Source organism: Micromonospora sp. NPDC049044, from assembly GCF_040649215.1.
GTDB lineage: Bacteria > Actinomycetota > Actinomycetes > Mycobacteriales > Micromonosporaceae > Micromonospora.
Genome location: NZ_JBEZFA010000007.1, coordinates 49286 through 68117, shown reverse-complemented (window position 1 = coordinate 68117; position 18832 = coordinate 49286). Strand labels below are relative to the sequence as shown.

The following is an 18832-nucleotide window of genomic DNA, read 5'->3' as shown; positions in this document are numbered from 1 at the left end:
GGGTGTGACGGTGAGCCGGGAGATCGATGACATCCTGCAGCGTGGCGCGGACGGCGGGCGGATCACGCCCGAGGAGGCCCTGCTGCTCTACACCGAGGCGCCCTTCCACGCGTTGGGCGAGGCGGCGGACGCGGTGCGTCGGCGGCGCTACCCGGACAACGTCGTCACGTACCTGATCGATCGCAACATCAACTACACGAACGTCTGCGTGACGGCGTGCAAGTTCTGCGCGTTCTACCGCGCGCCCAAGCACTCCGAGGGGTGGACCCACCCGACCGAGGAGATCCTGCGCCGCTGCGGCGAGGCGGTCGAGCTGGGCGCCACCCAGGTGATGCTCCAGGGCGGGCACCACCCGGACTACGGCGTCGAGTACTACGAGGAGCTGTTCTCCTCGGTCAAGCAGGCGTACCCGCAGCTGGTCATCCACTCGATCGGCCCGAGCGAGATCCTGCACATGGCGAAGGTCTCCGGGGTGAGCCTGGACGAGGCCATCGCCCGGATCAAGACCGCCGGTCTGGACTCGATCGCCGGCGCCGGCGCGGAGATGCTGCCCGAGCGGCCCCGCAAGGCCATCGCGCCGCTGAAGGAGTCGGGCGAGCGCTGGCTGGAGGTCATGGAGCTGGCGCACCGGCAGGGCATCGAGTCGACCGCCACCATGATGATGGGCACCGGCGAGACGCACGCCGAGCGGATCGAGCACCTGCGCATGATCCGGGACGTGCAGGACCGCACCCGTGGTTTCCGGTCCTTCATCCCGTGGACGTACCAGCCGGAGAACAATCACCTGAAGGGTCGCACCCAGGCCACCACCCTGGAATACCTGCGCCTCGTCGCGGTGGCCCGGCTCTTCTTCGAGACCGTGCCGCACCTGCAGGCGTCCTGGCTGACCACCGGCAAGGACGTCGGGCAGCTCGCGTTGCACATGGGCGTGGACGACCTCGGTTCGATCATGCTGGAGGAGAACGTGATCTCCTCCGCCGGTGCGCGGCACCGCTCCAACCTGCACGAGCTGATCGGCATGATCCGTTCCGCGGATCGGATCCCCGCGCAGCGCGACACTCTCTACCACCGGCTCGCCGTGCACCACACCCCGGCCGACGACCCGACCGACGAGCGGGTCGTCTCGCACTTCTCCTCGATCGCGCTCCCCGGCGGTGGTGCGGGCCGATCCCTGCCACTCGTCGACGCCAACTGACCCGCTTCGACACCCGGCCGTTCGGCTGATCGAGGCTCATGCTCCCGCCGGCCCACCCCGGCGGTACGGGTGGTCCCGGCCACCGCAGCGTCAGGCTGTCCGCTGCGGGGTGGTGAAGGTGAACGTCGGCGGCTAGCGTCCCGGCTCGTATCCGTCACCAACCCCGATCGGTGAACCACAGCGATCGTGCTGGTGGCGGGTGGTCTGATGGTCGTTCGTGGGCTGTCCTCCATCGGCCCGTTGCGGGTCGTTTATATAACGCACGGCGGTACGGGCGGGATGGGTGACCATCCCGCCCGTACCGTCTGCGGACCCCGGGCCGGACGGTTGAAAAGGGCCGCGCACGCTGGCGTGCGTGATCGAGCTCCGATAACGTCCGCTCGTTCCGCAACCAATCTTTCTTCCCTACCCCCGGGGGACCGATGACAGCGTTCCACCGCTCGGCCCTGGCCCGCGCCGGCGTTGTGGCAGTGCTCGCGGCCGGTGGCCTGGCCACCGTGGCCGCCCCGGCGCAGGCCGCCGACCAGGCCGACCTGGCACTTGTGCCGCTCAGCTCCGAGCTGGCCAAGGGCGTCAAGGCGGCAAGGGCCAAGCCGTTCAAGTTCCTTGTCGACAACACCCGGAGCACTGTCGCCGCCAAGGGCGTCAGCTACACCGTGGACACCAGCAACCTGTTGAACAGCGTGATCGGGTTCGTCGTGCCCGACGGCTGCCAGGTCAAGGGCAAGACGTTCACCTGCCCGCTCGGCGACGTGCCGGCCGGCACCAGCGAGGACTTCGGCGTTCCGCTCTTCTCCACCGGTAAGCGCGGCGAGGCCGGCACCCTGGTGGTCACCATCAAGTCGGCCACCGCCGATCCCCACCGCAAGGACAACAAGGTCGAGCACGACATCACCGTCGGCAAGCCGGGCTACGACCTGACCAGCTGGGTGCAGGACGTCTACGCGAACGTCGTGGTGAACGGCGTCAAGGACGATGACCCCGACCTCCGGCCGGTCAAGCGCGGCGAGACGGTGCCGCTGGACTGGGCGGTCTACAACCACGGCAGCCGCCAGGCCACCGGCCTGTCCTACGTGCTCACGCTCCCGGCCGGCGTCACCTTCGCCACGCTGCCGGACGCCTGCACGGCGCAGACCTTCGGCGGGGTCGCCCAGGCGCTCTGCCAGGACGACGGCGCGGTGATCAAGCCCGGCGAGTACTACACGGCGGACGTCCAGGTGACGGTCGGCGCGAACGTCACCCAGCCGGTGCTGCGGGTCGGTGAGCTTGTCGCGCAGGGTCTCGACGGTGCGTCGGGTCAGGCCGAGGAGCAGCCCGAACCGGCGACGAGCGCCCAGCGGAAGGCCTTCACCGAGGTCGACGAGGTCGACAACCAGGCGGTCTTCGACGTGTTCGTCGACCTGACCGCGCAGCCGACCCCGACCCCGACCGCCACCCCGACCCTGACCGCCACCCCGACGGCGATCCCGACGCCCACCGCCACGCCGACCCCGGGCGGGACGGCCACCCCGACGCCGGGCGGTACGCCCACTCCGGGTGGCACGCCGACGCCGGGCGCGAGCACCTCGCCGGCTGCCGGTGGTGGCGGCTCCGGTGGTGGCGGCCTGCCGGTGACGGGTGTGCAGGTCGGCCTGATCGGCGGCATCGGCGCCATCATCCTGCTGGCCGGCGGTGCGCTGCTGGTGCTCTCCCGCCGGCGCAAGGTCGTCGTGGTCGCCCCGAGCGACGAGACGCCGAACGACTGACAGTGGCGCCGGCAGTCGGCGTCGGAACGCGAGGGCGGGGTGGGCGACCACCCCGCCCCTTCGCGTACCGGGCCGGTCGCCACGCCACCCCACGGGTGTTGGTTGGCGGGCGGCTGGCAGAGTGAAGGGGTGAGCCGTTTCCCGCAGGGCCAGCGCGCCAGTCTGGACAAGCAGCCGCACGAGGTCGCCGCGATGTTCGACGGCGTGGCGGAGCGCTACGACCTGACCAACACGGTCATCTCCTTCGGCCAGGACCGATCCTGGCGGCGGGCCACCCGGGCGGCGCTCGGGCTGCGGCCGGGCGAGCGGGTGTTGGACGTGGGCGCGGGCACCGGCGTCTCGACCCGGGAGTTGGCGCAGTCCGGGGCGTACGCGGTGGGGCTCGACCTGTCGTTGGGCATGCTGTACGCCGGCAAGCGGGTCCGGTCCGAGGTGCCGCTGCTGGCCGGTGACGCGCTCCGGCTGCCGTTCGCCGACGGCAGCTTCGACGCGGTGACCATCTCCTTCGCGCTGCGCAACGTCAGCGACACCGATGCCGCCCTGCGGGAGTTGGCCCGGGTCACCCGCCCGGGTGGGCGGTTGGTGGTCTGCGAGTTCAGCACCCCGGTCAACCCGGTCTTCCGGACGGTCTACCTGTCGTACCTGATGCGGTCGCTGCCGGTGGTCGCCCGAACGGTGTCGAGCAACCCCGACGCGTACGTCTACCTCGCCGAGTCGGTCCGGGCCTGGCCGGCGCAGGCCGCGTTGGCCGGCCGGGTCGCCGCCGCCGGGTGGGGCCGGGTGGCGTGGCGCAATCTGACCGGTGGTGTGGTGGCGTTGCACCGGGGGATCCGCGAGTAGTCGGCGCGACCGACACGGACATCTTTCAGGTTTCGCGAATATCGGTCTTTAGTCCACTTTGCGCCGTACGCTCGTCCGCATGACCGGAGCAGACCCGGCGGACGCGGTGGCCGCCACCGACGACGACGCGGCCGAACTCGTCGCGCAACTGCGCGCGTTGGCCGGCGCCGATCCGGTGGAGGTCCGGCAGGTGGTGGCCGAGGTCCTCGCGGCGCTCGACCGGGCCGCCGGCGGCGCGCTCCGGGAGCACCTGCCGGAGGCCATCCGGGTCGATGCGGGGCTGGACGCCTCCAGTCCGGCCTGACACTCGACCGCTGTGGACGGTCGAGAGCTGTCACATCGGCGAGTTAGGTACCCCTGATCCTGCGCTGGTATGACGCCGGTCATACACTCGTCCCGTCTGGCTTGTGAAGCATTTCACGAGCGTGCGGGAGGAGGCGCGAATGACCCCGGTGGAACACGACGCCGACGTCATTGTCGTGGGCGCCGGTCCCGGTGGATCAGCTACTGCGTACCACCTGGCCCGGCACGGCGTACGGGTGCTGTTGTTGGAGAAGACCGAGTTCCCCCGGGAGAAGGTCTGCGGCGACGGGTTGACCCCGCGCGCGGTGCGCCAGCTCATCCGGATGGGGGTGGACACCACCCCCGAGGCCGGCTGGCTGCACAACCGTGGCCTGCGGGTGATCGGCGGCGGGGTGCGCCTCGAACTGGACTGGCCGGAGCTGGCCAGCTTCCCCAACTACGGCCTGGTGCGCACCCGGCTGGACTTCGACGACCTGCTCGCCCAGCGCGCTGTGGCCGCCGGCGCCAAGCTGCGGACCAGCGTCAACGTGCTGGGCCCGGTGCTCGACGGCGACGGCCGGGTCGCCGGCGTCGAGGCGGAGGTCGGGCCGGGCAAGGAGCCGACCACCTTCCACGCCCCGCTTGTGGTCGCGGCGGACGGCGTCTCCGGCCGGTTCCCGCTCGCGCTCGGGCTGGCCAAGCGGGAGGACCGGCCGATCGGTGTGGCCGTCCGCCGCTACTACCGCTCGCCGGCCAAGCACGAGGACAACTACCTGGAGTCCTGGCTGGAGTTGCGCAGCAAGGACAGCGGCGACAACCTGCTGCCCGGGTACGGCTGGATCTTCGGCCTCGGTGACGGGCGGGTCAACGTCGGGCTCGGCGTGCTCAACTCGTCCTCGGCGTTCGGCAAGACCAACTACCGCCGGCTGCTCACCGACTGGCTCGCCAACACCCCGGAAGACTGGGGGATGACCGACGAGACAAACGCCGACGGCCCGATCCTCGGTGCCGCGCTGCCGATGGGCTTCAACCGGGTGCCGCACTACACGCGCGGCGTGCTGCTGGTCGGCGACTCGGGCGGCATGGTCAACCCGTTCAACGGGGAGGGCATCGCGTACGCGATGGAGTCCGGCGAACTGGCCGCGGAGGTAGTGGTGCAGGCCCTGGCCCGACCGGCGGGGCCGGAGCGGGAGCGGGCGCTGCTGGCGTACCCGAACGAGCTGAAGGCCCGCCTCGGCGGTTACTACCGGCTGGGCGGCATCTTCGTGAAGCTGATCGGCCGTCCGGAGATCATGCGGATCGCCACCAAACACGGCATGCCGCACCCGACACTTATGCGTTTCGTGCTCAAGCTGTTGGCCAACCTGACCGACCCGCGTGGCGGGGACGCGATGGACCGGGTCATCAACGCGATGACGAAGGTCGCCCCAGCTGTCTGAGTAGGACGGCATCGGTGCTGGTCACGGCCCCGACGCTGCCAAAGATCGACCCCCGCCGACTGCCACGGCGAGGGACGTGAATAGTGTGATTTTCGTCAAGCACCGAGGCAGGGAAGGACGAGCAGGAGAAAACGATGTCGCTCTCGCCTTACGCACCGATCATCGGGCTGTTCGCCCTCGCCGCGGCGTTCTCGCTATTTTCCGTTGGCGCCGCCCGCTTTGCCGGTCCCCATCGCTACAACAAGGCCAAACTCGAGGCTTACGAGTGCGGCATCGAGCCCAGCCCGCAGCCGGTCGGCGGCGGCCGGTTCCCGATCAAGTTCTACCTGACGGCGATGCTCTTCATCGTCTTCGACATCGAGATCATCTTCCTCTACCCCTGGGCGGTCTCGTTCGACGCCCTGCCGATCTTCGGCTTCGTGGAGATGGTCCTGTTCATCGTCGCGGTCTTCGTTGCGTACGCCTACGTGTGGCGGCGCGGCGGCCTGGACTGGGACTGAGGAAGGAACGTCAGATGGGCATCGAGGAGAAGCTTCCCGCCGGCGTCCTGCTCACCTCGGTGGAGAAGCTGGTCAACTGGTCCCGGAAGTCGTCCGTGTGGGGCGCCACCTTCGGCCTGGCCTGCTGCGCCATCGAGATGATGGCCGCCGGTGGTCCGCACTACGACATGGGTCGCTGGGGCATGGAGGTCTTCCGGGCGTCCCCCCGGCAGGCCGACCTGATGATCGTGGCCGGCCGGGTGAGTCAGAAGATGGCTCCGGTGCTGCGCCAGATCTACGACCAGATGGCCGAGCCCCGCTGGGTGCTCTCCATGGGCGTCTGCGCCAGCAGCGGCGGCATGTTCAACAACTACGCGATCGTGCAGGGCGTCGACCACGTCGTGCCGGTCGACATGTACCTGCCCGGCTGCCCGCCCCGGCCGGAGATGCTCATCGACGCGATCCTCAAGCTCCGCGAGAAGATCATGTATGAGCCGCTCGGACCGAACGGCCGCAAGATGCTTGCCGCCCGCCAGGAGCGCGGCGACGTCCCGGTGGTGCCCTACGGCTCCATGCCCTCCTCGTACCGCAGCGACAAGGCCCGCCGGGCCGAGTGGACCAAGGCGGTCCGCGAGGGCCGCGAGGAGCAGTTGCGGATCGAGAACTGGATGAACGCTCAGAACCACCTCCACCCGCAGGCAGGTCCCAAATGACGTCTCCCACGGACAAGCCCAACGACGGCGGGGTGCCGGTGCCGGTCACGCCGGCCGGCGCCAGCAGCACCGCCCCGGCCGAGTACCCGCCGGCCAGCCCGGCGGGGCGCGGCATGTTCGGCAACCAGGGCACCGGCGACGTGTCCGGCTACGGCGGCCTGGTGCGCCAGCGCCAGCCCGTCGAGGAGGCGTCCCGGCCGTACGGTGGCTACTTCGACGAGGTCCGCGACGCGTTGGAGGAGGCGTACCCGGCCTTCGGTGACGCGATCGAGAAGGTCGTCGTCGACCGGGGCGAGCTGACCCTGCACGTCCGGCCGGAGCGGATCGCCGAGGTCTGCCAGGTGCTGCGGGACGACCTGGCGCTGCGGTTCGAGCTGTGCTCGTCGGTGTCCGGCGTGGACTACCTCGGCGCCGACGAGCGCCGGCTGCACGTGGTCTACCTGCTCACCTCGATGACCTACCGGCGGAGGGTCCGGCTGGAGGCCGCGGTCTCCGTCGAGGCGCCGCACCTGCCCAGCGTGACCGCCATCTACCCGACGGCGGACTGGCAGGAGCGGGAGGCGTACGACATGTTCGGCATCGTCTTCGACGGCCACCCCAACCTGACCCGGATCCTGATGCCGGACGACTGGGAGGGCCACCCGCAGCGCAAGGACTACCCGCTCGGCGGCGTGCCCGTCGAGTACAAGGGCGCGGAGATCCAACCGCCGAACGAGCGGAGGTCGTACCAGTGACGACGTCGAACTACGCGAGCGAGCGCGAGACCGACGAGGGTCGGGTCTTCACCGTCACCGGTGGAGACTGGGACACCATCGTCTCGGGCACCGACCCGATCAACGATGAGCGGATCGTCGTCAACATGGGTCCGCAGCACCCGTCCACGCACGGGGTGCTGCGGCTGATCCTGGAGCTGGAGGGCGAGACGGTCCGCGAGGCCCGCTCGGTCGTCGGCTACCTGCACACCGGCATCGAGAAGAACCTCGAATACCGCAACTGGGTGCAGGGCTCGACCTTCGTGACCCGGATGGACTACCTCGCCCCGATCTTCAACGAGACGGCGTACGCCCTCGCGGTCGAGAAGCTGCTCGGCATCACCGACGACATCACCGAGCGGGCCACCACCATCCGCGTGCTGATGATGGAGCTCAACCGGATCTCGTCGCACCTGGTCTGGCTGGCCACCACCGGCATGGAGCTGGGCGCGATCTCGATCATGCTGTACGGCTTCCGCGAGCGGGAATACATCCTCGACATCTTCGAGACCATCACCGGCCTGCGGATGAACCACGCGTACGTCCGGCCGGGCGGGGTGGCGCAGGACGTGCCGGACGCGGCGATCGTCAAGATCCGCGAGTTCCTCAAGATGATGCCGAAGAAGCTCAAGGAGTACGAGGACCTGCTCTCCGGCCAGCCGATCTGGACCGAGCGGACGAAGAACGTAGCGGTGCTGGACGTGACCGGTTGCGTGGCGCTCGGCATCACCGGTCCGGTGCTGCGCTCCGCCGGTCTCGCCTGGGACCTGCGCAAGACCATGCCGTACTGCGGTTACGAGACGTACGAGTTCGACGTGCCGACCCACCCCGACGGCGACGTGTGGGGCCGCTACCAGGTCCGGCTGGCCGAGATCCGGGAGTCGATGAAGCTTGTCGAGCAGGCCCTGGACCGGCTTCGTCCGGGCCCGGTGATGGTCGCCGACCGCAAGATCGCCTGGCCGGCGCAGCTCGCCATCGGCGTCGACGGCATGGGCAACTCGCTGGAGCACGTCGCGAAGATCATGGGTCAGTCGATGGAGTCGCTGATCCACCACTTCAAGCTGGTGACCGAGGGTTTCCGGGTTCCGCCCGGTCAGGTGTACGTCGCCATCGAGGCGCCCCGCGGCGAGCTGGGTGTGCACGCGGTGTCCGACGGTGGCACCCGGCCGTACCGGGTGCACTACCGGGAGCCCAGCTTCGTCAACCTCCAGGCCCTCCCGGCGATGGCCGAGGGCGGTCTGATCGCCGACGTGATCGCCGGCGGTGCCTCGTTGGACCCGGTGATGGGTGGTTGTGACCGATGAGTGTTGTTTTCACTGACGAGACCCGGGAGCGGGCGCGCGAGATCATCGCCCGCTACCCGACGGACCGGTCCCGCTCGGCGTTGCTGCCGCTGCTGCACCTGGTGCAGGCCGAAGAGGGGTACGTCTCCCCGGCCGGGGTCGCCTTCTGCGCCGAGGTGCTGGGGCTGAACAAGGCCCAGGTCGGTGCGGTGGCCACCTTCTACACGATGTACAAGCGCAAGCCGACCGGTGACTTCCTGGTGAGCGTCTGCACCAACACCATGTGCAACGTGCTCGGTGGCCAGGAGGTCTACGACACCCTGTCCGAGCACCTGGGCGTGGGGCACGACGAGACCACCGCCGACGGCACGATCACGCTTGAGCACGCCGAGTGCCTGGCGGCGTGCGACTACGGCCCGGTGATGACCGTCAACTACGACTTCTTCGACGGTGTGGACTCCGCCACCGCTGTCGGTGTCGTCGACGAGCTGCGGGCGGGCGGGCGGCCGATGCCGACCCGAGGCGCCCGGCTCTGCACGCTCAAGGAGATGGCGGTGCAGCTCGCCGGCTTCGCCGACGAGCGCGACGGCGCGGTCGCCGACGGCGGGCCGGGCGAGCCCACCCTGCGCGGTCTGCGGCTGGCACAGCAGCACGGCGTCTCGGTGCCGGGCTTCGACCCGAACACCCCGATCCGGAGCAAGGCGGAGGCGGACCGGGCCGCCGCCGAGGCGAAGGCGAAGGCCGAGGCCGCGAAGCCGGCGCCCGTCGAGGCCACCGCCGCCCCGGTCAAGGGCGGCGACGGGGCATCCGCCCCGACGGGCACGACAGCCGCCGCCGAACCGGCGGACGCCACCGGGCCGGCGGACGCCACTCGGACCGCCGAGCCGGCGGACGCCACCGGCAGCACCACCCGGGACGTGCAGGCGCCGGACGCCAAGTCGCCGCAGGTGCGTACCGCCGAGACCCGGCAACCGGACGCGGGCACCGCGGTGCCGGACGCGCCCGGCACCAAGGTCCCGACGGACGCGCCGCGGCCCTCCGGGCGCGACGCGCAGGAGGCGGAGGCCGCCGGCGTGGCGGACAACGCCCCGGCCGGCGACGGCAAACCCGCTGGTGACTCCACCGGCGCGCAGGAGCGCAACCTCAACGAAGCGTCGGCGAGCGCCAGTGGCGCGGACTCCGCCGCCGCGAACGAAACGGGGGCCCAGAAGTGACCACTCCCCGCCCGGAGACCGTGGCCAAGCTGACGCCGGTGCTCACCAAGCGCTGGCTGTCGCCGGACGCCTGGCGCATCGGCACGTACGAGCAGCTCGACGGCTACGCCGCCCTGCGTAAGGCGCTCAAGGCCCACCCGGACGACCTGATCCAGCTGATCAAGGACTCGGGGTTGCGGGGCCGGGGTGGCGCGGGCTTCCCGACCGGTCTCAAGTGGGGCTTCATCCCCCAGGGCGACGGGAAGCCGCACTACCTGGTGGTCAACGCCGACGAGGGCGAGCCGGGCACCTGCAAGGACCTGCCGCTGATGACCCACGACCCGCACGCGCTGGTCGAGGGCGTGATCATCGCGTCGTACGCGATCCGGGCCAGCCGCGCCTACATCTACATCCGGGGCGAGGCGGTGCACGCCGCGCGTCGGCTGCGCAACGCGGTCCAGGAGGCGTACGACAAGGGCTACCTCGGCCGGAACATCCTGCGCAGCGGTTACGACCTGGAGCTGGTGGTGCACTCCGGCGCCGGGGCGTACATCTGCGGCGAGGAGACGGCGCTGCTGGACTCGCTTGAGGGATTCCGGGGCCAGCCGCGGCTGCGCCCGCCGTTCCCGGCCACCCACGGCCTGTACGCCAGCCCCACGGTGGTCAACAACGTCGGCACCATCGCCAGTGTGCCGCCGATCGTGCTCGGTGGGGCCGACTGGTGGAAGTCCATGGGCACCGAGAAGTCCTCCGGGCCGATGATCTACTCCCTGTCCGGCCGGATCGTCAACCCGGGCCAGTACGAGTGCTCGATGGGCATCACGCTGCGCGAGCTGCTGGAGCTGGCCGGCGGGATGCAGCCCGGTCACAACCTGCGGTTCTGGACCCCGGGCGGGTCGTCGACCCCGCTGCTCGCGGCCGAGCACCTGGACGTGCCACTCGACTTCGAGGGCGTGGCGGCGGCCGGCTCGATCCTCGGCACCACCGCCACCCAGATCTTCTCCGACCAGGACTGCCCGGTCTACGCGACGTACCGGTGGCTGGAGTTCTACCACCACGAGTCGTGCGGCAAGTGCACCCCGTGTCGGGAGGGCAACTACTGGATGGTCCGGGTCTACCGGCGGATCCTCGCCGGTCAGGGCACCCACGAGGACCTGGAAACCCTGCTGGACACCTGCGACAACATCCTGGGCCGCTCGTTCTGCGGCCTCGGTGACGGCGCGACCAGCCCGGTGACCTCGTCGCTCAAGTACTTCAAGCAGGACTACCTCGACTACATCGAGGGACGGACCGCGCCGAAGCTCTCCGACAAGCAGCTGGTTGGAGCTCACTGATGACGGACGTAGCCAAGCAGACCGACACGGTCACCCTCACCATCGACGGAGTCGAGGTCACCGCCCCCAAGGGGACGCTGCTGATCCGGGCCGCCGAGCAGATGGGTACCGAGATCCCCCGGTTCTGCGACCACCCGCTGCTGGCCCCGGCCGGCGCGTGCCGGCAGTGCCTGGTCGAGGTGGAGGGTCAGCGCAAGCCGGTCGCCTCCTGCACCCAGACCGTCGCCGACGGCATGGTGGTCCGGACCCAGCTCACCTCGCCGGTCGCCAAGAAGGCGCAGGAGGGGGTGATGGAGCTGCTCCTGCTCAACCACCCGCTGGACTGCCCGATGTGTGACAAGGGTGGTGAGTGCCCGCTGCAGAACCAGGCGATGTCCACCGGCCGCACCGACTCGCGCTTCCACGAGCACAAGCGGGAGTACGAGAAGCCGATGGCGATCAGCAGCCAGGTGCTGCTGGACCGTGAACGCTGTGTCCTCTGCCAACGGTGCACCCGGTTCTCCGAGGAGATCGCCGGCGACAAGTTCATCGACCTGATGGGCCGGTCGTCCGCCGAAGAGATCAACATCTATCGGGACGACGCGTACGGCGAAGAGGGCGACGCCGGCGACGTGCCGTTCAACTCCTACTTCTCCGGCAACACCGTGCAGATCTGCCCGGTGGGGGCGCTTACCGGTGCCCAGTACCGCTTCCGGGCCCGCCCGTTCGACCTGGTGTCCAGCCCGAGCGTGTGCGAGCACTGCTCGGCCGGCTGCGGGCAGCGCACCGACTGGCGGCGCGGCAAGGTGCTGCGCCGGTTGGCCGGCGACGAGCCGGCGGTGAACGAGGAGTGGAACTGCGACAAGGGCCGGTGGGGCTTCCAGTACACCCGGGCCACCGACCGGCTGACCACCCCGCTGGTCCGCGACGAGCGCACCGGTGAGCTGCGCGAGGCTTCCTGGAGTGAGGCACTCACCGTGGCCGCCGAAGGCCTGCACACCGCCCGGGAGGGCGGGCAGGGCACGGCGGTGCTCACCGGCGGCCGGCTGACCGTCGAGGACGCGTACGCGTACGCGAAGTTCGCCCGCGTCGCGCTCAACACGAACGACATCGACTTCCGGGCCCGGCCGGTCTCCCGCGAGGAGGCCGACTTCCTGGCCAGCTCGGTCGCCGGGGTCACCGACGTCACCTACACCGACGTGGAGAACGCGCCGGCGGTGGTGCTCGTCGGCCTGGAGCCGGAGGAGGAGTGCCCGATCCTCTTCCTGCGGCTGCGCAAGGCGTACCTGAAGAAGACCCTGACGGTGTACGCGCTGGCGCCGTTCGCCACCCGCGGCCTGGAGAAGCTCGGCGCCAAGCTGGCCCGGGTCGTGCCGGGCGAGGAGGCCAGCGTGCTCGCCGAACACGCCACGGTCACCGAGGCGCTGAGCGCGCCGGGCGCGATCCTGATCGTCGGCGAGCGGCTGGCCGGGGTGCCGGGCGGGCTCTCCGCCGCGGCGGACGTGGCCCGGCGTACCGGCGCGAAGTTGGCCTGGGTGCCGCGGCGCGCGGGTGACCGCGGCGCTGTCGACGCGGGCTGCCTGCCCAACCTGCTCCCGGGTGGACGTCTGGTAAACGAGCCGGCCGCCCGCGCCGAGCTGGGTGAGGCGTGGGACATCCCGGCCGGGGTGATCCCGAGCCAGGCCGGTCGGGACACCGACGGCATCCTCAACGCCGCCGCCAACGGGCAGCTCGGTGCGCTCGTCGTCGGCGGGGTCGACCCGAACGACCTGGCCGATCCGCGACTGGCCGAGGCCGCCCTGGACGCGGTGCCGTTCCTGGTCAGCCTGGAGCTGCGGCCCACCGCGGTGACCCGGCGGGCGAACGTGGTGCTGCCGATCGCACCGGTGGCCGAGAAGGCCGGCAGCTTCCTGGACTGGGAGGGCCGGCTGCGCCCGTTCGAGGCGGTGCTGAACACCGCCGCGATGACCGACGGTCGGGTGCTCGACGCGCTGGCCGCGCTGCTCGACGTGCGGCTCGGGACCGCGGACGTGCCGAGCGTGCGTCGTGAGCTGGGCTCGCTGCCGGCGACGCGTACGTCGCGACCGTCCGCGCCGTCGGTGGCACCGGGCCGGGTGCCGCACCCGGGCGCCGGGGAGGCCGTGCTGGCCACCTGGCACCAACTGGTCGACCTCGGCAGTCTGACCGAGGGTGACGAGAACCTCGCCGGCACCGCTCGTCCGCCGGTGGTCCGGCTGGGCAAGGGCACCGCCGACGCGCTCGGTGTCGCCGACGGCGACGCGGTCACCGTCGGCACCGACCGGGGGGCACTCACCCTGCCGGCCGAGCTCACCGAGATGCCGGACGGCGTTGTCTGGCTGCCGACCAATTCACCCGGCTCGACCGTGCGACGCAGCCTCGGGGCGACGTCCGGCGCGGTTGTCCGGATCTCCGTCCCCGCACCGAGCGCGGTCGTTCCGGCCGGGCGGGTAGCGGCGGACGAGACCGGTCTCCCGGGTCCGCTCCTCAACTCCGGGGGTAACCAGTGAGTCCGATCGTCCTGGCTCAGGACCCGACGCTTGCCGATTTCGGCCGGGATCCGTGGTGGCTGGTTCTCGGCAAGATCGTCTTCGCGTTCGCCTTCGGTCTGCTGGCCACCCTGCTCGGTGTCTGGTTCGAACGGCGCGTGGTCGGCTACATGCAGGTGCGGCCCGGCCCCAACCAGGTCGGCCCGTTCGGTCTGCTGCAGACCCTCGCCGACGGCCTGAAGATGGCCTTCAAGGAGGACATCCTGCCGAAGGCGGCCGACAAGGTCGTCTACTTCTTCGCCCCGACCATCTCGGTGATCTGCGCGGTCACCGCCCTGTCGGTGGTGCCGTTCGGTCCGATGGTGAGCATCTTCGGCCACCACACGCCGTTGCAGGTCACCGACGTGCCGGTGGCGGTGCTGCTGCTGTTGGCCTGCTCGTCGATGGGCGTCTACGGCGTCGTGCTGGGCGGCTGGGCCTCCGGTTCGACGTACCCGCTCCTCGGTGGTCTGCGGTCGAGCGCCCAGATGATCTCCTACGAGGTCGCCATGGGCCTGAGCATCGTGGCGGTCTTCATGACCGCCGGCACCATGAGCACCAGCGGGATCGTCGCCAAGCAGGCCCACGGGACGCAGCTCAGCATCGGTGGCTTCGACCTGCCGGCCCCCGGCTGGTACGCGATCCTGCTGCTGCCCAGCTTCGTCATCTTCTTCATCGCCACAGTGGGTGAGACCAACCGGGCGCCGTTCGACCTGCCCGAGGCCGAGTCCGAACTGGTCGCCGGCTTCATGACCGAATACAGCTCGCTGAAGTTCGCGCTCTTCATGCTCAGCGAGTACGTCGCGATGGTGACCATGTCCGCGGTCACCACCACGCTGTTCCTCGGCGGCTGGCGGGCACCCTGGCCGATCACCATCTGGGAGGGCGCCAACTCCGGTTGGTGGCCGATGCTCTGGTTCTTCGGCAAGGTGATCACGCTGGTCTTCGTCTTCGTGTGGCTGCGCGGCACGCTGCCCCGGCTGCGCTACGACCAGTTCATGCGCCTCGGCTGGAAGGTGCTGCTGCCGATCAACCTGGTCTGGATCCTGGTCCTGTCGGGCCTGCGTTCCATCGAGGACTGGGACTCGCGCAGCAAGATGATCGCCGTCGGCGTTCCGGCCGGCATCCTGCTGATCGCCACGATCTTCTGGCCCAGCCGGAAGCCGCAGCCGAAGCCGACGACGCAGGAGCAGGTCGACAACCGGCCGTACGGGAGCTTCCCGCTGCCGCCGATGGATCTTCAGGTACCACCGAGCCCGCGCATCACGCGCGTGGTCGCCGAGCGGGAGCCGGCAAACATCGTTGCCGGCTCGGACTCCAGGGAGGTGTGACGTGGGCGCGATCACCGGAACGTTCAAGGGATTCGGTGTCACCTTCTCGCACATGTTCAGGAAGGTCGTCACGACCGACTACCCGTTCAAGCCGCCGGTGTCGGCGCCGCGCTACCACGGGCGGCACATCCTCAACCGGCACCCGGACGGCCTGGAGAAGTGCATCGGCTGCGAGCTGTGCGCCTGGGCCTGCCCGGCGGACGCGATCTACGTCGAGGGTGGCGACAACACCGACGAGCAGCGCTTCTCGCCGGGTGAGCGGTACGCCAGCATCTACCAGATCAACTACGCCCGGTGCATCTTCTGCGGACTGTGCATCGAGGCCTGCCCGACCCGGTCGCTCACCATGAGCAACGAGTACGAGCTGGCCCGGGACAACCGGCAGGACCTGATCTTCACCAAGGAGCAGTTGCTCGCGCCGCTGCTCGAGGGCATGGAGCAGCCGCCGCACCCGATGCGGCTCGGGGACAGCGAGAAGGACTACTACGTCGGCGCGCTCGACAACCCGGGCACCTCCGCCGGTGCGGAGACGTCCCCGATGGGTCCCGGCCGCTACCAGGTCGAGGAGCACCCCGGCGTGACGTTCCCGGGCGCCGAGCAGGCCGCCCAGCGCGCGGCGGCCGGCAAGGGAGAGCAAGCATGACCACGTCTACGGTGCTCGCCGCCGCCGGCTCGGTGTCCAGCGGCGAGGCGGTCACCTTCTGGATCCTCGCCCCGCTCGCGCTCATCGGCGGGATCGGGATGGTGGCCGCGCGCAACGCCGTGCACTCGGCGCTGTGGCTGGTGCTGACCATGCTCTGTCTGGGCGTGTTCTACGTGCTCCAGGCCGGTCCGTTCATCGGCATGGTGCAGATCATCGTCTACACCGGCGCGATCATGATGCTGTTCCTCTTCGTGCTGATGCTCGTCGGTCGGGACTCCACCGACTCGCTGATCGAGACGCTGCGCGGCCAGCGGGTCGCCGCGATCGTGCTCGGCCTGGGCTTCGCCGGCCTGGTCGCCACCGGCCTCTACCAGGCGCTTGACGGCACCCCCGCGGTCGGGCTGGAGCAGGCCAACGCGGAGGGGAACGTGCAGGGCATCGCCCGGCTGCTGTTCACCAAGTACGTCTTCGCGTTCGAGTTGACCTCGGCACTGCTGATCACGGCGGCGGTCGGTGCCATGGTGCTGGCCCACGTCGAGCGGCGTAAGCAGGACAAGGTCGACCAGGTGTCGACGATGCGGGCGCGCTTCGCCCCGGGCAACTACCCCGGTCCGAAGCCGGGCCCCGGCGTCTTCGCGACCTCCTCTTCGGTGGCCACCCCCGCCCGGCTGCCCGACGGCCGGCTCACCGACCGCAGCACCCCGGCGATCCTTCCGCAGCGTGAGCTGACCGCCGAAGAGACCTCGCTGAAGGGGACGGACAAGTAATGGAATCGTTCTTCTCGGTCGAGCCGACCTACTACCTCGTTCTCGCCGCGGTGCTGTTCACCATCGGCGCCGCCGGGGTGCTGGTCCGACGCAACGCGCTCGTGCTGTTCATGTGCGTGGAGCTGATGCTCAACGCGGCCAACCTGACGCTGGTCACCTTCAGCCGGATCAACGGTGATCTCAACGGTCAGATCATGGCGTTCTTCGTGATGGTGGTGGCGGCGGCCGAGGTCGTGGTCGGGCTCGCGATCATCATGTCCATCTTCCGGACGCGACGCTCGGCGAGTGTCGACGACGCCAACCTGCTCAAGTACTAGAGGGGTCCACCGGTGGAAGAGACTGTGGAATACGCCCAGGCCACGGGGCTGCTCGGGGGCGTCTGGCTGCTGGTGGCGATCCCGCTGCTCAGCGCGGCCATCCTGCTGCTGCTCGGCCGCCGGGCCGACCGCTGGGGGCACTGGTTGGGCGTCACCGCCATCGGTGCCGCGTTCGTGCTCGGCCTGACGTCCTTCCTCCAGCTTCGCGGCCTGGAAAACAAGTCGGTCGAGCTGAGCCTCTGGGACTTCATCGCGGTCGGTGAGTTGCGGGTCGACTTCGGCCTGCTGTTCGACCCGCTGGCCGCGGTCTTCGTGCTGCTGATCACCGGGGTGGGCTTCCTGATCCACCTGTACGCGGTGGAGTACATGGCGCACGACGCCGGCCGTCGCCGGTTCTTCGCGTACTTCAACCTGTTCGTCGCGGCGATGCTGCTGCTGGTGCTCGGCAACAACTACGTGATGCTCTACGTCGGCTGGGAGGGCGTCGGTCTGGCGTCGTACCTGCTGATCTCCTTCTGGTACGAGCGGCCGAGCGCGGCCACCGCCGGCAAGAAGGCGTTCCTGATGAACCGGGTCGGCGACGCCGGCCTGGCCATCGCGATCTTCATCATGTTCGCCACCCTGGGCACCACCCAGTACGACGAGGTGTTCAACGGGGTCGGCTCGCTCACCGGCGCCACCGTGCTGGTCCTCGGCCTGTTGCTGCTGCTCGGTGCGGCCGGCAAGTCCGGCCAGTTCCCGCTCCAGGCATGGCTGCCGGACGCGATGGAGGGCCCCACCCCGGTGTCGGCGCTCATCCACGCCGCCACCATGGTCACCGCGGGCGTCTACCTGATCGCCCGGTCCAACCCGATCTTCTCCGCCAACTCGACGCTCCAGCTCGTGGTGGTGAGTGTCGGCGCGCTGACGCTGCTGATGGGCTGCATCATCGGCGCGGCCAAGGACGACATCAAGCGGGTGCTCGCCTGGTCGACGGTGAGTCAGATCGGCTACATGTTCCTCGGGGTCGGCCTGGGTGGCGGTGCGTACGCGCTGGCCATCGTGCACCTGCTGGCGCACGGCTTCTTCAAGGCCAACATGTTCCTGGGCGCCGGTTCGGTGATGCACGGGATGAAGGACCAGGTCGACATCCGCCGCTTCGGTGGGCTGTCGACGTACATGAAGGTCACCTGGCTGACCTTCATGATGGGCTGGCTGGCCATCATCGGCATGTTCCCGTTCTCCGGCTTCTTCTCCAAGGAGCCGATCATCGTGGCCGCCTTCGAGCGGGACGACTGGACCGCCTGGCTCTTCGGCGGGGCGGCGCTGCTCGGTGCGGGGCTCACCGCGTTCTACATGACCCGACTGTTCGTGCTCACCTTCCACGGCCCGAAGCGCTGGACCGACGACATCGAGCACCCGCACGAGTCGCCGAAGCTGATGACCGTCCCGCTGATCCTGCTGGCCGCCGGATCGGTCGGTGCCGGTTTCCTGCTCTCCACGTCGGTGCCCGACTGGCTGACGGCGACCGCCGGCCTGGGCGACGAGCACGCGGAACACGGGCCGGTCCTCTCGCACGCTGTGATCACCACGCTGTCGCTGCTGGTGACGGTGCTCGGCGCAGGGCTGGCCTGGTTCTTGTTCCGGGCCGGCACGGCCACCGCACCGCAGCCGGCCGGGGTGCTCGTCACCGCCGCCCGGCGCAACCTGTACGCGGACGCGGTGAACGAGGCGGTCTTCGAGAAGCCGGGCATCTTCCTCACCCGGGCGCTCGTCTACCTCGACAACCGGGGTGTCGACGGGCTGGTCAACGGGCTCGCCGCCGCGGTCGGCGGTGGCTCGGGTCGGCTCCGGCGGATGCAGACCGGTTTCGTCCGCTCGTACGCCACCTCGATCCTGGCCGGTGCGCTGCTGGTGATGGCGGCGTTCCTGGCGGTGCAGGCGGGGTGGTTGGCGTGATCGACCTGTTCCCGGCCGCCCCCGCCGGCGGACCACGCAGTGACGACGGAGGTAAG

The 18832-nt window shown here is 70.0% G+C and carries 17 protein-coding genes; all 17 read left to right on the top strand.

Features of this window, described 5'->3' with window-relative positions:
* Positions 1-4 precede the first annotated feature (4 nt).
* The 17 genes from mqnC (at position 5) to nuoL (ending at position 18776) form a co-directional block, all read left to right on the top strand.
* Positions 5-1195 (top strand): cyclic dehypoxanthinyl futalosine synthase, encoded by a 1191-nt coding sequence (gene mqnC / locus AB0B85_RS07570; protein WP_357404641.1) that lies wholly within the window; start codon positions 5-7, stop codon positions 1193-1195.
* A 422-nt stretch (positions 1196-1617) separates the two neighbouring features.
* Entirely contained in the window at positions 1618-2940 is a 1323-nt protein-coding gene (locus AB0B85_RS07565) for a cell wall anchor protein (RefSeq protein ID WP_357404639.1), read from the top strand.
* A gap of 129 nt (positions 2941-3069) precedes the next feature.
* Positions 3070-3780, top strand: a complete 711-nt coding sequence (locus AB0B85_RS07560) for a demethylmenaquinone methyltransferase (protein WP_357404637.1) — start codon at positions 3070-3072, stop codon at positions 3778-3780.
* Positions 3781-3859: 79 nt separating this feature from the next.
* A complete protein-coding gene (locus AB0B85_RS07555; RefSeq protein WP_357404635.1) occupies positions 3860-4084 on the top strand; it encodes a hypothetical protein in 225 nt (74 codons plus the stop codon).
* 139 nt (positions 4085-4223) lie between these two features.
* Positions 4224-5501: a geranylgeranyl reductase family protein gene (locus tag AB0B85_RS07550; protein ID WP_357404633.1), complete on the top strand. Its 1278-nt coding sequence runs from the start codon at positions 4224-4226 to the stop codon at positions 5499-5501.
* 134 nt (positions 5502-5635) lie between these two features.
* Positions 5636-6001, top strand: a complete 366-nt coding sequence (locus AB0B85_RS07545; RefSeq protein WP_121655464.1) for an NADH-quinone oxidoreductase subunit A — start codon at positions 5636-5638, stop codon at positions 5999-6001.
* A gap of 14 nt (positions 6002-6015) precedes the next feature.
* Positions 6016-6693 carry an NADH-quinone oxidoreductase subunit B family protein gene (locus AB0B85_RS07540; RefSeq protein WP_357404631.1) on the top strand — a complete coding sequence of 226 codons (678 nt, stop codon included), beginning with the start codon at positions 6016-6018 and terminating at the stop codon, positions 6691-6693.
* Positions 6690-7427, top strand: a complete 738-nt coding sequence (locus AB0B85_RS07535; RefSeq protein ID WP_357404629.1) for an NADH-quinone oxidoreductase subunit C — start codon at positions 6690-6692, stop codon at positions 7425-7427. Before AB0B85_RS07540 ends, AB0B85_RS07535 begins: the two co-directional genes overlap by 4 nt.
* Positions 7424-8749, top strand: a complete 1326-nt coding sequence (locus tag AB0B85_RS07530; protein ID WP_357404626.1) for an NADH-quinone oxidoreductase subunit D — start codon at positions 7424-7426, stop codon at positions 8747-8749. The genes AB0B85_RS07535 and AB0B85_RS07530 overlap by 4 nt, the downstream gene beginning before the upstream one ends.
* A complete protein-coding gene (gene nuoE, locus AB0B85_RS07525; RefSeq protein WP_357404624.1) occupies positions 8746-9942 on the top strand; it encodes an NADH-quinone oxidoreductase subunit NuoE in 1197 nt (398 codons plus the stop codon). Before AB0B85_RS07530 ends, nuoE begins: the two co-directional genes overlap by 4 nt.
* Entirely contained in the window at positions 9939-11255 is a 1317-nt protein-coding gene (gene nuoF / locus AB0B85_RS07520) for an NADH-quinone oxidoreductase subunit NuoF (RefSeq protein ID WP_357404622.1), read from the top strand. The genes nuoE and nuoF overlap by 4 nt, the downstream gene beginning before the upstream one ends.
* The gene (locus tag AB0B85_RS07515; protein WP_357404621.1) at positions 11255-13762 is read left to right on the top strand and encodes an NADH-quinone oxidoreductase subunit G; all 2508 of its coding nucleotides are present in this window, start codon (positions 11255-11257) and stop codon (positions 13760-13762) included. The genes nuoF and AB0B85_RS07515 overlap by 1 nt, the downstream gene beginning before the upstream one ends.
* Positions 13759-15111: an NADH-quinone oxidoreductase subunit NuoH gene (gene nuoH / locus AB0B85_RS07510; RefSeq protein WP_357404619.1), complete on the top strand. Its 1353-nt coding sequence runs from the start codon at positions 13759-13761 to the stop codon at positions 15109-15111. The genes AB0B85_RS07515 and nuoH overlap by 4 nt, the downstream gene beginning before the upstream one ends.
* A 1-nt stretch (position 15112) precedes the next feature.
* Entirely contained in the window at positions 15113-15754 is a 642-nt protein-coding gene (gene nuoI, locus AB0B85_RS07505; protein WP_357404617.1) for an NADH-quinone oxidoreductase subunit NuoI, read from the top strand.
* Positions 15751-16521 carry an NADH-quinone oxidoreductase subunit J gene (locus AB0B85_RS07500; protein WP_357404615.1) on the top strand — a complete coding sequence of 257 codons (771 nt, stop codon included), beginning with the start codon at positions 15751-15753 and terminating at the stop codon, positions 16519-16521. The genes nuoI and AB0B85_RS07500 overlap by 4 nt, the downstream gene beginning before the upstream one ends.
* The gene (gene nuoK, locus AB0B85_RS07495) at positions 16521-16838 is read left to right on the top strand and encodes an NADH-quinone oxidoreductase subunit NuoK (protein WP_112638712.1); all 318 of its coding nucleotides are present in this window, start codon (positions 16521-16523) and stop codon (positions 16836-16838) included. The genes AB0B85_RS07500 and nuoK overlap by 1 nt, the downstream gene beginning before the upstream one ends.
* Before the next feature lie 12 nt (positions 16839-16850).
* A complete protein-coding gene (nuoL, locus tag AB0B85_RS07490; protein ID WP_357404612.1) occupies positions 16851-18776 on the top strand; it encodes an NADH-quinone oxidoreductase subunit L in 1926 nt (641 codons plus the stop codon).
* Positions 18777-18832 lie beyond the last annotated feature (56 nt).

Bases quoted from the DNA above. Each gene is read 5' to 3' on its own strand.
- AB0B85_RS07565 (WP_357404639.1), top strand. From the start codon at position 1,618: ATGACAGCGTTCCACCGCTCGGCCCTGGCCCGCGCCGGCGTTGTGGCA.
- AB0B85_RS07555 (WP_357404635.1), top strand. From the start codon at position 3,860: ATGACCGGAGCAGACCCGGCGGACGCGGTGGCCGCCACCGACGACGAC.
- AB0B85_RS07550 (WP_357404633.1), top strand. From the start codon at position 4,224: ATGACCCCGGTGGAACACGACGCCGACGTCATTGTCGTGGGCGCCGGT.
- AB0B85_RS07545 (WP_121655464.1), top strand. From the start codon at position 5,636: ATGTCGCTCTCGCCTTACGCACCGATCATCGGGCTGTTCGCCCTCGCC.
- AB0B85_RS07540 (WP_357404631.1), top strand. From the start codon at position 6,016: ATGGGCATCGAGGAGAAGCTTCCCGCCGGCGTCCTGCTCACCTCGGTG.
- AB0B85_RS07535 (WP_357404629.1), top strand. From the start codon at position 6,690: ATGACGTCTCCCACGGACAAGCCCAACGACGGCGGGGTGCCGGTGCCG.
- nuoE (WP_357404624.1), top strand. From the start codon at position 8,746: ATGAGTGTTGTTTTCACTGACGAGACCCGGGAGCGGGCGCGCGAGATC.
- AB0B85_RS07515 (WP_357404621.1), top strand. From the start codon at position 11,255: ATGACGGACGTAGCCAAGCAGACCGACACGGTCACCCTCACCATCGAC.
- AB0B85_RS07500 (WP_357404615.1), top strand. From the start codon at position 15,751: ATGACCACGTCTACGGTGCTCGCCGCCGCCGGCTCGGTGTCCAGCGGC.
- nuoK (WP_112638712.1), top strand. From the start codon at position 16,521: ATGGAATCGTTCTTCTCGGTCGAGCCGACCTACTACCTCGTTCTCGCC.